General features: G+C 32.6%; 15 protein-coding genes and 1 pseudogene. 7 read left to right on the forward strand and 9 right to left on the reverse strand.

What is annotated here, in order from left to right; genetic code table 11:
* Positions 1-210: 210 nt before the first annotated feature.
* Positions 211-393, forward strand: coding sequence for a hypothetical protein (locus BCR22_RS04530; protein WP_069653795.1), 183 nt, complete (start codon positions 211-213; stop codon positions 391-393).
* A gap of 104 nt (positions 394-497) precedes the next feature.
* A complete protein-coding gene (locus BCR22_RS04535) occupies positions 498-1682 on the forward strand; it encodes an FRG domain-containing protein (RefSeq protein ID WP_069653796.1) in 1185 nt (394 codons plus the stop codon).
* Positions 1683-2392: 710 nt separating this feature from the next.
* On the opposite strand, the gene BCR22_RS15825 is transcribed toward BCR22_RS04535, so the two are convergent.
* Positions 2393-2488, reverse strand: coding sequence for a type I toxin-antitoxin system Fst family toxin (locus BCR22_RS15825; protein WP_141706530.1), 96 nt, complete (start codon positions 2486-2488; stop codon positions 2393-2395).
* A gap of 146 nt (positions 2489-2634) precedes the next feature.
* Here BCR22_RS15825 and BCR22_RS04540 point away from each other — a divergent pair, with 146 nt between their 5' ends.
* The gene (locus BCR22_RS04540) at positions 2635-2985 is read left to right on the forward strand and encodes a hypothetical protein (RefSeq protein WP_069653797.1); all 351 of its coding nucleotides are present in this window, start codon (positions 2635-2637) and stop codon (positions 2983-2985) included.
* Positions 2986-3149: 164 nt separating this feature from the next.
* Positions 3150-3386, forward strand: a complete 237-nt coding sequence (locus BCR22_RS04545) for a hypothetical protein (protein ID WP_069653798.1) — start codon at positions 3150-3152, stop codon at positions 3384-3386.
* Positions 3387-3591: 205 nt separating this feature from the next.
* Here the strand turns inward: BCR22_RS04545 and BCR22_RS15995 are convergent, their stop codons facing one another.
* The gene (locus BCR22_RS15995; RefSeq protein WP_420841165.1) at positions 3592-3723 is read right to left on the reverse strand and encodes a type I toxin-antitoxin system Fst family toxin; all 132 of its coding nucleotides are present in this window, start codon (positions 3721-3723) and stop codon (positions 3592-3594) included.
* Between the two features lie 163 nt (positions 3724-3886).
* Between BCR22_RS15995 and BCR22_RS04550 the strand changes: the two genes are divergently transcribed.
* Entirely contained in the window at positions 3887-4450 is a 564-nt protein-coding gene (locus BCR22_RS04550) for an SOS response-associated peptidase (RefSeq protein ID WP_069653799.1), read from the forward strand.
* Positions 4451-4633: 183 nt separating this feature from the next.
* On the opposite strand, the gene BCR22_RS04555 is transcribed toward BCR22_RS04550, so the two are convergent.
* From BCR22_RS04555 to BCR22_RS04580, 6 genes and pseudogenes are all read right to left on the reverse strand, one after another.
* Entirely contained in the window at positions 4634-5485 is an 852-nt protein-coding gene (locus BCR22_RS04555; protein WP_069653809.1) for an aldo/keto reductase, read from the reverse strand.
* Positions 5472-5936, reverse strand: a complete 465-nt coding sequence (locus BCR22_RS04560; RefSeq protein ID WP_069653800.1) for a MerR family transcriptional regulator — start codon at positions 5934-5936, stop codon at positions 5472-5474. The genes BCR22_RS04555 and BCR22_RS04560 overlap by 14 nt, the downstream gene beginning before the upstream one ends.
* Positions 5937-5950: 14 nt before the next feature.
* Entirely contained in the window at positions 5951-6532 is a 582-nt protein-coding gene (locus BCR22_RS04565) for a histidine phosphatase family protein (RefSeq protein ID WP_069653810.1), read from the reverse strand.
* Between the two features lie 95 nt (positions 6533-6627).
* Positions 6628-7296 (reverse strand): annotated as a pseudogene (locus BCR22_RS04570) (IS30 family transposase); the annotation flags it as partial.
* 425 nt (positions 7297-7721) lie between these two features.
* On the reverse strand, positions 7722-8231 hold the full coding sequence (locus tag BCR22_RS04575; RefSeq protein WP_069653802.1) for a hypothetical protein: 510 nt from the start codon (positions 8229-8231) through the stop codon (positions 7722-7724).
* The gene (locus tag BCR22_RS04580) at positions 8231-9196 is read right to left on the reverse strand and encodes a ParA family protein (RefSeq protein WP_069653803.1); all 966 of its coding nucleotides are present in this window, start codon (positions 9194-9196) and stop codon (positions 8231-8233) included. The genes BCR22_RS04575 and BCR22_RS04580 overlap by 1 nt, the downstream gene beginning before the upstream one ends.
* A gap of 374 nt (positions 9197-9570) precedes the next feature.
* Here BCR22_RS04580 and BCR22_RS04585 point away from each other — a divergent pair, with 374 nt between their 5' ends.
* Together BCR22_RS04585 and BCR22_RS04590 are read left to right on the forward strand one after the other, a co-directional pair.
* Complete coding sequence (locus BCR22_RS04585) at positions 9571-9897, forward strand: winged helix-turn-helix transcriptional regulator (protein WP_069653804.1); 327 nt, start codon at positions 9571-9573, stop codon at positions 9895-9897.
* A 348-nt stretch (positions 9898-10245) separates the two neighbouring features.
* The gene (locus BCR22_RS04590) at positions 10246-11781 is read left to right on the forward strand and encodes a primase C-terminal domain-containing protein (RefSeq protein WP_069653805.1); all 1536 of its coding nucleotides are present in this window, start codon (positions 10246-10248) and stop codon (positions 11779-11781) included.
* A 106-nt stretch (positions 11782-11887) separates the two neighbouring features.
* On the opposite strand, the gene BCR22_RS04595 is transcribed toward BCR22_RS04590, so the two are convergent.
* Entirely contained in the window at positions 11888-12817 is a 930-nt protein-coding gene (locus BCR22_RS04595; RefSeq protein WP_069653806.1) for a helix-turn-helix domain-containing protein, read from the reverse strand.
* Between the last annotated feature and the right edge of the window lie 223 nt (positions 12818-13040).

Below are 13040 nucleotides of genomic sequence, written 5' to 3' on the forward strand. Positions count from 1 at the left end.
CTAAAACGCCGTTTTTGGCAAAATAAAAAAGTTGCCCCAAAACTAGGACAACTTCCAGTAATACCAGTATTTCATATTCATTGAATCATTAATTAGGCAAATTATCGAAAACGCTCGTTTTTGGTATAAAGGCTTGTTTCCTTACATTTAATGTAAAGGAATGAAGCATCATTGTCAATTTGAAAAAGGATCAGAAAGAAGGTAAGAAAATTGATTAGTATTGAAATGACAAAAGAGGAAGCTTCCTATCTTTATGGGGTGCTTAAAAATAAAACAGTAGAAGCTCAAGCTATAGAACGTAAAAACCAAGAACTGACTGGATTTTTTAAAGAAAATAATAAAATGAATGGCAACTTATGTAGAAAAATCACTAAAAGTCTTAAAAAGGATTAGTAACAACAAATTACTTGTAAACCAAAATAAGAAAAACCGTATTGTATTACCTATTAAGGATATAGATTGTACATACAAAAATACTAATGAAAGGTTCTTACTTTATGGAGAAAATAGAAATTAATGATATTCATGAATTTATAGAGCAGATAGAGTCTTTAGACAGAAATTATTATTACAGAGGAGAGTCTAGCCTCAACTTTTCGGAAATCGTCGCTTCAGCTTTTAGAGAATACAGTATTCCTTTTTCAAAATCAAAAAAAAGAATTGATTATAGAAAAGCATTAAAAGAGTATTATATTGAAGTTGGACATCAGTTAACTGAACTTGAAAGAGATAACTTCATGCAATATGCCCAACATCATGGGCTTATAACGCCACTAATAGATATTACTTCTAATCCTTTAATAGCTTTGTATTTTGCTTGTTCTTCTAATTATGACGAGAACACTTGTAAAGTTCATGCGTTTAATAAAGAGAGATTTATCGATTTGTCAGGTTTTGAAATAAAGTCGGACATGAATTTGAATTCATTTTTTTTGGATAATCAATTTACATACCAAATTTTTGTAAAATTATCAAAATTACCGTATCTAGAAAAATATAAGTTACTTGTAAAATGTGTCGAATCTTTAAGACCAATTATGACGAAAGATAGTCCCTTATATTTAGAAAAAAATGTTGGAATAGAGCTTGATGCTACGTTTGCACAAGTATTACGTGAATTCACTGAGAATGAATATGAAAGCCCTGAAATATATATGGAAACCTTGGAAAAGATTTTTTATAAATATTTCGAAGTAGATTTTAGATATAGTAAAGAGCGTGGTTCATTCGGAACAAAAATTGCACTAAAAGGTAAAAGTCCAATATTTGAGGTTTATTATAGGAAGTATTTATCGGATACACTGGCTGTAGTTATTTTGCTTGCAATTCAACAGCAGAAAAATAGTATGCTAGATGATTTCACTAAGGGAGCTATTGGGTCTTATGAAGTGAAATCATATGTTAATCTACCATTAATTTCAATACAACCATCAGTAAAATTTGAACGTATGAGAGCACAGGAAGGAACTTTCTTGTATCAAGTACCATTGTATCTAGGTCATCCTGATACCGCAGAAGACTTTATCGGATTTTCAAAAGTTGATAGCGATATAGAACTTGTTATAAAGAATAAAGAAAAAATATTTAATAGTCTAGGTAAATTAGGTGTAAATCAAAAAACTATTTTCCCAGATCATGATAATATTGCTGAATATTTAAAAATTGTACAACTAATGGACTAAAATAAATTTCCAGAGATTGTTCTCTAAAAAAATTACACTAAAAAGGATTAATAACTGAAGGAGGAAATAATGAAAAAAACTTTGAACTTGATTTAACTGTACTTGAAAAAACAGCTAGAAAATTATTGAAAATTGCTATGTACTCGCTTATTTTTTCGGTGTTGATTTTACTTTCAGCACGTGTATTTAATATGGGTAGTCTTCTCGTTGGATCTAAAATAGGGTTTGTTTTCTCTTTTGTAGTCGTTTCATGTGGTATGTTACTATATTATTTATTTTTTGCAACAATTCTCATTGCCTTTTTATTATATCTAGCAAAAGAGGTAATAGAATTGATGTTTCCTAAAAAGAATCGTTCGTAAAAGTAGTTGATTTCTGTCAGCTGCAGTGTGAGATCCACCAGGTAAAGCATGACTAGAAGCGAACGATCGATAATGCCATGGCAATGGCCAAACTCAAAATGGCGAACTATACGCCAAAAACGATCAATAACTGAAGGAGGAAATAATAATGAGTAAATCTCTAAAATTATTTGTCAACAGATGAAGATTAATCCCCAAAAAAAGGTCAGTAAAAACTAACAATGTTGTTATCAAATAAAAAAAATGATATACTAGGGGTGCAAATGAATAGCACAGTTAACATTAAACCCCTAGAGAAGTAGGATTCTCTAGGGGTTCTTTTTTGGCTGATGTTGCCGTTAGGATGTTTTACTTCTTGTTTCGCTTATTCAGCCAATACTCGAATAAAGCTACTATTAAGCCGACAAGAAGGGGGCAAATGAAAAGTTCTAGCACAGTTAACACCTCCTTCCAGTCGCAATACTGTAGGATGGGTGACGTTTAATTATAACCTAACTTTTTAGTAAAGACGTTAAGAAATAAAATATTTCCTAAAAAAGTAAAAATAAGCGCTACCAAATAGGATAAATAATTGAAATGTAGCAGGATAAATGAACTTTTCAAACATTCAACAAAAAAATATACCAGGATTAAGTTTTTATGGTGATGTAACTGATAAGGCAATTGATAATTTAGAATCTAGTTTTCAGGATTTATTTTTCCAGTCGGAAGACTATGAATTGATATCATTTGAAAGACAGTTATTTGAAGAAAAAAATACTAAAACGATATTGGTGAAAATGCCTGCAGCTGTTCAAAAAATTAGTCATAAGCTACCTTTCTACCGAGCAGTTTTACAAGAAGAGCTGGATAGTGAAAATCTAAAGAAGGTTAAAACTATTCGCTATTACGTGGATATGAACCGTGTATTTTTTGTACAAATTATTTTTGAAATGAACTAGAGGAACTTTCTAAAAAAGGATTGATTCCGATTACCTAAATTTTCTAAAAAGTGAGAAGGAGTATCAAAAATGATTAAAGCAAATAAAGACCAAGAGCGTATTTTAAAAGAGTTACAAGAGTTCTACACAAAGAATGAAGATAACTATGGAAAAGTGGTGGAAATATGATTTTTAAACAAAAGAGTGAACTAGAGAAGCAGATAAAAAAAGTTGAACATGAATTATTGAAACTTAAAAGAAAACGAGACTTTCTGCAACCTAGAGTAAAAACTACTTTTTTCTTTAAAAAAGAAGTAGAAGAAATTGTCCCTGTTACTCGATATGAAGAGGTCCAGAGATTAACAAGTAAAATTATTGAATTAGAAGATAGATTATCAGTTCTCAAAAAAGCTCGTTCGTAAAATGAAAGAAAATTCTCCGGCAGCAGCTGCGGCTCTTCCAGGATAATTTCTCTAAAAGCGAATGGTAAAAATTCCTAAAATTGTCATAAATGTAGAAATGTGATATAATAATAGTGCAAATGAAGATCAAGTATAACACTAAACTCCCAGAGAAGTCGGATTCTCTGGGGGTTTTTTCGTGGGCTAATGTCGCCGTAGTGTGGTTTTACTTCCTGTTTTTGGTATTTAGCCAATACTCAAAGAGAGCCACTAAGAGCCCAACAAGAAGGGGGCAAATGATTAGTTCGATCAAGTATAACACCTCCTTCCAGTCGCGAGACTGTCGGATAAGCGACACTCTATTATAACTTAATTTGTCTATTCTACAAATACTATTTTTTTCCTAAAATAGTCACTATTGAGACAAGTTAACTAGGCTAGTGTAATCAATCAAATTCTTGGTAAATAAAAATGTCCTCTAGTAAAATTTAAGAAAATAGATTCTGAAAGGAGCGCTTTTCATGTGTGGAAGATATTTTTTAGATCCAGGGGAATCAAAGGAAATAGAAGAAATCATAATGAATATTCAGTATAAAAATATGGACGTAAAAACAGGAGAAATATTTCCAACGAACACAGTCCCTTTACTAGTCGGAACGCCGGATCACGCTATTGATGTTGAAGCGATGGCTTGGGGCTTTCATGGGTTTAAAAAGTCTCAATCGATCATAAATGCTCGATCAGAGACAGTCACTGAAAAGAAAATGTTTGCTAAAGCATTTAGTAGCACTCGTTGTGTCTTTCCCACTTCTGGATTTTATGAATGGACCCAGGAGAAAAGAAAATTTTTCTTCAGGGAAAAAGATTCTGAAATCCTTTATCTAGCGGGATTTTATAAGAAATTTGAAGATGGAAACAGAAGTATCATTTTGACTACTGCAGCTAATAAATCAATTGCAGAGATACATAATCGTATGCCGGTCATTTTAGAAAAAGATACAATCGATAGATGGCTGTTTGATTATCAGTTTGCCGAAAGCTATTTAAAAGAGCAAATGCCTATGTTAATCAATACTCCAGCTTGAAGTAGTAAAAGACTTATGCCCCATGCATAAGTTTTTTTTGCTTGTCGAACGCTATCTCATGCTACTAGAATTGTCCAATTAAGTGCAACACATGTAAAATAATAAAAATGTTTATATTTTTAAGACCATTTCAATAAAAATAGCCGCACTTTTGAATGAAATTTTCAAAGAGTGCGACTATTTTTAGTTATCTAGTTTTCTACCTGCCATCCATTTGATCATTTTTGGATCTGCATGTGAGAAGAATTGGCTTTCTCCTTCGTTCAGGGTTGCAATTTTTTGCTTATCATCATCAGATAGGGAGAAATCAAAAACATTTAAATTTTCAGTCATTCGTTCAGGTTTTATTGATTTAGCTAGAACAACAATTCCTTGTTCTAGCAACCAGCGAATAATTACTTGTGCTACTGTCTTATTATATTTATTTCCAATATTTATAAGAAGTTCATTTTTGAATATATTGTTTTTTCCTTCAGCAAAAGGAGCCCATGCTTCTGGAAGAATACCTTCTTCCTTTAGTGCTTGAATATTTTCAGTCTGTTGATTGAATGGGTTGATTTCTATTTGATTTATCTGTGGAGTAATCTTGTTGAACTCAGATAGATCAACAGCTCGATCAACAGCAAAATTAGATATACCTATCGCTTTGACTTTCCCGCTAGCCTGTAATTCTTCCATTGCATGCCAAGCGCCGTATACATCGTTATAAGGTTGGTGTAATAACAGTAAGTCTATATATTCCATCCCCAGACGATCTAAAGATTCTTGAAAGGATTTCATAACACCGTCATACGATACATTTTCGACCCAAATTTTAGTAGTTACAAACAGCTTATCACGTGAAATTCCTGACTTAACAATACCACGACCAACAGCTTCTTCATTCATATAAGATTGCGCCGTATCGATATGACGATAACCAGCTTGAATAGCCATATACACTGCTTCTTCTGCTTCTTTTGGATCTGTTATCTGATACGTACCAAAGCCCAATACAGGAATAGCCACGCCATTGTTTAGTTTAATTGTTTGCATCATCTATTTCCTCCGTTTCATTTTTATTGTCCTTATTTATATGCTTCATTGTCCAAAGTTCCTCTATATCATCATCTGATATATTTCCAGCTCTAAACTTTGCAATATGTTCATCATAAGTTGTGATTTTATATTGAAGAAGCTTACGAACTTGTATAAGTTCTTCAATTTTCTCATCTAACTCTTTTAATTGATCTTTTAGAATATCCTTTTGAGCGAGTCGCTCATCGCCTTCCAATTGAGACAGCGTGGCAAACTCAATCAATGATTCAATGGATAACCCAGCATTTCTTAAACTCTTAGCAAGAAAAACCCAATTCAAGTCTCGCTTTGTAAATATGCGATAACCATTTTTGTCCCTCTTAACTGGCGGAATCACTCCTACACGTTCATAATAACGAATTGTCTCAACTGTTAAATCGAACATATCCGCCACTTGTTTTATATTCATTCTAATAGACCCCTTTACTTTAGCATGGAGAAATCATGATTACTGATTTCTTTTAGATAGAATGTATCCTTTTCAAAATTGAACTTCAAAATACAACAATTTCCGATTCGCTCTTTTTGATCTATGTTGCTTGTGTGTTGCCATTTCCGCATAAATTGACGACAAGAAGCTCCATGAGAGACTCCTAAAACAATTTCTCCAGAAGTCTGTTTCATAATCGTAAGTAAACTAGAAGAAACCCTGTCTCGAAAGTCTTGTTCACTTTCTCCACCATATGAAAGAAAGAAGTCTCCATATGGAAGTGGTGGGTTTAGATATTCATGCTCAGCTTCTAAATCACCAAAATTCCACTCTTTAAGCCCTTTTATACGGTTATATGAGGTATCAGTAACTAATTCCAAGGTATCACATGTCCGCTCAGAGGTAGAGGAATACGCGTCATCAAAAACGATATTATTCTCTTTAAAATAGTTTCTTGCAATGAGTGCTTGTTTCTTTCCTATGGGTGTAAGAGGAGAGTCACACCAACCTTGGATTTTTTTCTGGCGATTGAACAGCGTTTCACCGTGTCTCATCAAATATAATGTTTTCACTATGCCACCAACTACTTTCTTAAATATATCTTTCATGTACACTTATCATAAACCCTGAAGTTTACTTTATAGCAAGAGAAAAATTTATCTAACTAGTATTATTGAATTAAACATAATGATTTATCATGAAATATCTCATAAGGCGTTCTCCAGTTCAAACATTTTCTAGGACGATTGTTTAATTTATGAATGACGGATTCAATATACTCTTCTGAAACTGGAGTCATATCTGTCCGTTTCGGTAAATACTCCCGTATTAATCCATTCGTATTCTCATTAGTCCCACGTTGCCACGGAGACCAAGGATCTGCAAAGTAACAATCAATACCGCATAATTTACTATAGTATTTGTATTTTGCAAATTCTGGCCCTCTATCTGGCGTAATAGTTTTGCGTTGCTTTTTGTTTAGCGGAGAAAGCAATTTTATAATCATATCCCTTACACAAATTGAATCATTTTTAGGAATTCTGCCAGCTAGTAAAAATCTAGATTTCCGATCAACGAGTGTGACGAGACACGATTTTCCTCGGTGTCCCAAGACAGTATCAGCTTCCCAGTGACCAAGTTCTTCTCTACTTTCAGCTTTTGTTGGTCGCTCATGAATCGTTTTCACATCCGTAAACCGTCCACGACGATCACCGATTCTTTTAGTCACTGATTTTCTTCCTTTCCGTCTCAACATTTACGTGCTCCAGGACTTCCTACAGGAAATCCATCATCAAATAGAGCGATAAATAGTAGGGTAACTGACAATCGATTCATTATACTTTACTGATAATGAATGGATAGAGTAAACCTTCTAAGAAAGTATCACGGGGAATTCTCAATGATGTAGATGAATTCAATATATTTACAAAGGTAATAAAATGAATGTTGAACATGTTAAAAGAAGGATTTTGAACAGGTAATAGTTATATATGTATAAGGTAATACAAATACAATATGTTACCTTTATAAAAGTAATATATTAGTAATAAATTACTTTTATAATTATAATAGAAATATGAGTTCTTTTTATATGAGTTAAAATGTGCGAGAATTCGTGAAAGCAAAGATGGACATAGGCAAATGATAGCACACGAGCCAACTAGGGAAATACTATGTTTAATGATAATACATTACCAATAGTAATACATTACCAATAGTAATATATTGGTAATGTATTACTATTGGTAATGAAAAAGAAGACTATTATAAGTCTTCTTCAATACCATTCATGAAATCAGTAAAGTTTTCAATGTTAATGGGGTATTTGCTATAGTCCTTAACATGTTTATTTGCTTCTTCATCAGTAATGAGACCTAATTGGAGAAAATGCTGCCAGATAGCATTGTCAACAAAATCTGAGATAAATCCTTTTGTACCAGGTATTTTTTTATTACGCTTCTTATCTCTGAAAACAAGACTTTCTAGACCATCAACTGTATCTTGGCGTAATTTATACGTTCGAGGAATCATTTTGGAGACATTCTGCTGATTTTGCCTGATCAATCCAAACTTATTTGAGTTATCTGAAGAAGAAGTAGTATCCGATGCTTGTTCCTCGTCCTTAGGAATCGTTTCTATTACAGCATTTGTGGGTTCATTGGTTTGATCAGGAAGAGTTTCATTTTGTAAATCGTCCTCAGGGGTCTTAACATTCTCTAACTCTTCGTCAAAAGCAGAACTAAAATCACCAGTGGCTCTTTTTTTTCTGGCCATTATTCTTCACCCTCACTATCTTCGTGTAATTGTACAGGAATGTCCAATGTTTTTCCTTTAGTACTTAACAAACCCAATCTGTTCATTTCATTTATTAGTTTATAAAAATTTTGAGCAAACTTGTTACTTGGATCGTTCATAGTAATAGGAAGTCCATTTCTAACAAGTTTATCAGCAAAAGTAATAGATCTAGGTATTTCGGTATCAAAATAATGATAATTGTTTCGATTGGTATATTTCATCATAGAATTAATCATTTTAGCATGTAGGTTTGTGTTGTAAACTTTGTTAGCTAACACACCACCAATTCGAAGATCCGGATTATACTTTTCTTTAAGTGTTAAAACCCTTGATATCAAGTGTGTTACCCCATCAACACCATTCAAATCTGGCTCATAAGGAACAATTACAACGTCTGCAATAGATAATACAGAGGATGTAACTTGTTTTAATTCTGGAGGGGTATCATAGATTATGAAATCGTATTTTTCTTGAACATTATCAAACGATCCAGCTAGTGCATTAAAGTAATTAGCGCTGGGATCGATGATATTAGTCATTTTATTTTTAAGTCCTTCTATTGTCATTAATTCAGAAATATTATTTTTAAATTTTTTTACCAATGAAACAAACCATTCTAAGATGGAATCCCTGAATTCTTCCATTTTATCGAATTCCAGATAGTTGTTATCCGAGTTTGCTGGTAAGACATCGATATTACTATCATAGGTACTAACAATGGTATCTTCTACCGTGGCTGTTCCCATAAATACATCATAGATAGTGTTCTGATCATTACCGACTTTAACTCTAAATGATTTAGTGGTATTCCCTTGTGCATCAGTATCGACTACTAAAATTTTTGCGTCTGGAAAGGCCTTTCTAAGCGCACCAGTGATGTTAATTGTTATAAGCGTTTTTCCAACTCCGCCTTTATTCGCTGCTACCGTAATGCCTACTGCCATTTGACTACCTCTTTTCTCTGAAATAAATTTAAAGTAATTTTTTGTAAATTTAATATATTACTATTGATAATAAACTGTATTACTAACAAAAATAGAATAACATATTCCGTTGTTAAAATCAACAACAAATACATATAATTTTTAATAGTGTTCGTTATTTAAGAAATTTAAGTAACTATTACTAATATATTACTACTGAAAATGTATTAGTAATAGTAATGTATTACATTATTAATACTAATAAAGCCTATTGTAAATACATTTTAAAGAGTAATACGAAAGTTGTTGGATATTTTGAATTGATTGTACTTGAATTTTGTGGTAATCTAATGGCGATAGTTGTTGTTGTTTGTAACAACAAAAGGAGGAAGGGTATGGAGGAAGGTAGCAAACAATACAGAAATGAATATGATCGTTTCGTTCTTAAATTTTTAGTTAAAAATTATTATATAAGCAGAGTTGAACTATCGAAAGCAATAGGACTATCTCCTAGTTATGTAAGAGAGTTTGATAACGGAACTAGAAGTTTTGGAAATGAGGCACTAGATCGTTTGGAGGAAATGATTTACGCAAAATATGAACCCATTTTATCCAAACATAGCTATGCCTTAGACCAAGCTAGAATTGCTATTCTAGAGGTAAAAAGTGAAGATGAATTACAAAACTTCCGAAACAGAATTGACGATATGTTGGAATTGTAAGATTAAAAAATAGTTTACAAAATTTCACAAGTAGGTTAATCTAACCTTAAAATAAAAAAAAAGAGACCTAAAATTAATTTGATTGGAGTCAAACTAACTTTTAGAAATCACATACCCAAACTATGTGTTCCTCTTGTCTCAATTTCTATAAAATATTTAAGTGTTTTCAAGGTCACTTTTATTAGTTTTATTATAGCAAATTTTGGCAAAAAATACAATAGATTTAGGCTTATTTGTTACGCAAAAATGGCTGTTTTGCTAGTTTTTTCGTAGTAAATTTGATAAATCCAGTATTGTTGAGGACACGAGGGTAACCTTTGTGTCCTCTTTTTTGGAAAGGAAACCAAAATGAACATACTGAAGCAAGACCTAAATCGTATTTATGCTGCCATTTTAAAAGGCGGATTAAGACAATACAAATATAAAAATAGCAACTTGCGCCCATTTGTTCAGCAACCAGAGGGGAAAAAGGGTGCTATATTTGGTTTCCGCTCGAAAGAGGCAATGGCTGTGGCCCGTGGTGTAGTGTTAACTTCGGAAGAAGCACTGTGGGAAAATGAGAACTCATTTACTCATTGGACACCAAACGTGTTTAGGTATGGTACCTATACAGACGATCGCAGACTCTTTGTAACAGGTCATAAGGATCAGAACTTGAATCAGATTAACACGTTTATGATCGATATCGATGTTAAAGTTGGTCAATCATGCTCTGGTCAAGACATTATGGACCGCAGCATGGACTTAGGGTTCATACCCACTATGACTTTAGAAACTCCAGGCGGTTATCAGGTATATTATGTGCTGGAGAATCCCTGGTTTATTTCTAACGCAAATGGCTACAACTCAGTAAAAATCGCAAGAAATGTCTCAAATAATTTGAGACGATATTTTGCGGAAGAATTGCCAGTCGATATGGGCTGTAACCATTTTGGGATTGCCCGAATTCCAAGATCTGATAATATTTTGCAATACAATCCAGAAATGACTTATGACATGCAAACATTAATAGACTGGTCTTTTGAATACTCTTCAGATAACCTAATTGACATAGAAAAACCTAAACTATTTCTGTTACCCAAGAAAAGTAAACAAAAGAATGCTGCATGGGTCGATCAACTGCTTAATAACACGCAAATTGAAGGGGACAAAGGCTTACTTGGGCGTAATAGTGCCATTTTCACCATGGCTTTGGCTTACTATTCTTCCGGAGAAACGCAAGAAAATTGTTACAACGATATGGATCAATTCAACACTAACTTAGGCAATAAAGCGTTGAAAGATGCTGAAGTAAGACGTGCGATTGAATCGGCATATTCCGGAGAATATCACCAAGCAGAACAGGAAAAGATTGATCTACTTGTAGAAAGTTGGGGCTCAGGGGAGGCTCCTAAGGCTCCGTTTAGCAAAAGAAAAGGGGACTGTGGGTATAGAAGTCACCCAAGTACCTGGTATAAATTCAAAAAAGATCGATCAGAGAGAAAATATTCTCATAGACATGAATGGAAAGCGGACTTATTAGCATTCCTGAAGGATAAAAGCTATACGTATAAACCTTATTTTGTAACGACAAAAAGAGAATTAGCAGAAGAATTAAAGATTCCTAATCGCTCTCTGGACAAAGTTCTGAAGGAAATGCAACAAGAGGGTAGACTGTTTTACTCTGTAAAAGCTGGTAGAGGTGGCGGAATTAGGATGGCCACTAGGAATGCATTAGTTCAAACAATTTTAAATGTGAAAAAGGAAGTACAATCTGCATACGTAGAAGCCATTTTGAGTCTTTTCCCGGTTGCGGGCAAAGTAGTCACTCAACTTTTAAAATCCCCTGCAACAAAAGATAAGGCATGCCAGCAGCTGGATTTAGGAGGCATAGATACAGGTTGAAATTAAACCTGCAAATTGCCAATTACTTTATATCTATGATACTTGGGCTACAAAAAAGCATTGCTTGCACAATGCTAATAAATTATATCTTAGATACTTTTGATCATTAGTTTTGTTCTTTTATCTGTACTATGTCGTAATCAGTATTATTTTTGTAGTATGCAGGATTATCTACTAAATGGTTCAATTCTTGTTTGAAAATTTTAGCTGTTTGAATATCTTGAATTTCTTCTATACTAGAAATTAAATTTCTGGCTATATCAATGTATTTTGTATCTTTTTTCTGTAGATATAAGGCAAGGTTTTTGTGATACTGAATGTCAAATCTGAAGTAATAACTTTGAAATGTGGGATCTTGATCTTCTGCTAATTTGACATATTCAAGAGCTTTTTCATAATCCATCTGATAAATCTTGAAAGAAATAATGTTTGTTAATAATACATTTGCATATTTTTTAGTTTGAATAGAGCGTTGGTCTTTGTATTGTAAGGGTGTCATTAATTTTATGATATTATCTGCTTGATGATTATTCATGTAATTTATTGTATTTAAGGCTAATATATAATCATACATTGAATAAAATTGTTTATTTGATAATCTATTTACGATGACTTTAATATCATCACTATTAATTTTCTCTACTTCATACCAAAGTTTGTATAAATTATTTTTGTATGTGAATAAAAATGCTAGGTCTTTCATTGTCAATTTTTTTATATCTTGATTGTTTAATCTGTTATAATCTTCTAATACGTTCTCTTTGATGATTATATCTGTATGTCTATTGATTGCTTTGTTTAATTTTTCTTTGTACTGCAAGAATTCAGTGTCTATTTCTGCAAATGCCATAAATTCTGAAGGTGCTATGTCTAGATGGTCACATACTTGTTCAATATGTTCTATTTTTATTTTAAGTTTTCCTGTTTCTAGTCTTGAATAAAGGGAGTTGTCTGTTTCTTTTCCGATAATCATTTCTTTTTGTTTAAGATTATTAACATTTCTAAGAAATTTCAATGTGTCCGTGTAATTATTCATAAGTTTCACTCCTTTTATATGCAAAAAATGCATGTATTTTAAGTTTAATTGTATATTTTTCATACACAATTCGTAAGAACGTTGATAATTCGTTTAAAACACATGCAAAAAATGCATGCGCAATTTAAAAAAGCTTTTTTAATGTATTCTTGTGTGATAAACTAAGTACAAGATATATCTAATTACTAAATGAAATGAGGTGTTTACAAATGATTTCTTTGAT

Source organism: Enterococcus plantarum (assembly GCF_001730295.1).
Lineage (GTDB): Bacteria > Bacillota > Bacilli > Lactobacillales > Enterococcaceae > Enterococcus_L > Enterococcus_L plantarum.

Excerpts from the sequence above, each read along its gene's own strand:
- BCR22_RS04540 (WP_069653797.1), top strand. The coding sequence starts at position 2,635 with ATGAACTTTTCAAACATTCAACAAAAAAATATACCAGGATTAAGTTTT.
- BCR22_RS04590 (WP_069653805.1), top strand. The coding sequence starts at position 10,246 with ATGAACATACTGAAGCAAGACCTAAATCGTATTTATGCTGCCATTTTA.
- BCR22_RS04580 (WP_069653803.1), bottom strand. The coding sequence starts at position 9,196 with ATGGCAGTAGGCATTACGGTAGCAGCGAATAAAGGCGGAGTTGGAAAA.
- BCR22_RS04560 (WP_069653800.1), bottom strand. The coding sequence starts at position 5,936 with ATGAATATAAAACAAGTGGCGGATATGTTCGATTTAACAGTTGAGACA.
- BCR22_RS04545 (WP_069653798.1), top strand. The coding sequence starts at position 3,150 with ATGATTTTTAAACAAAAGAGTGAACTAGAGAAGCAGATAAAAAAAGTT.
- BCR22_RS04555 (WP_069653809.1), bottom strand. The coding sequence starts at position 5,485 with ATGCAAACAATTAAACTAAACAATGGCGTGGCTATTCCTGTATTGGGC.
- BCR22_RS04535 (WP_069653796.1), top strand. The coding sequence starts at position 498 with ATGGAGAAAATAGAAATTAATGATATTCATGAATTTATAGAGCAGATA.
- BCR22_RS04595 (WP_069653806.1), bottom strand. The coding sequence starts at position 12,817 with ATGAATAATTACACGGACACATTGAAATTTCTTAGAAATGTTAATAAT.
- BCR22_RS04550 (WP_069653799.1), top strand. The coding sequence starts at position 3,887 with ATGTGTGGAAGATATTTTTTAGATCCAGGGGAATCAAAGGAAATAGAA.
- BCR22_RS04585 (WP_069653804.1), top strand. The coding sequence starts at position 9,571 with ATGGAGGAAGGTAGCAAACAATACAGAAATGAATATGATCGTTTCGTT.
- BCR22_RS04575 (WP_069653802.1), bottom strand. The coding sequence starts at position 8,231 with ATGGCCAGAAAAAAAAGAGCCACTGGTGATTTTAGTTCTGCTTTTGAC.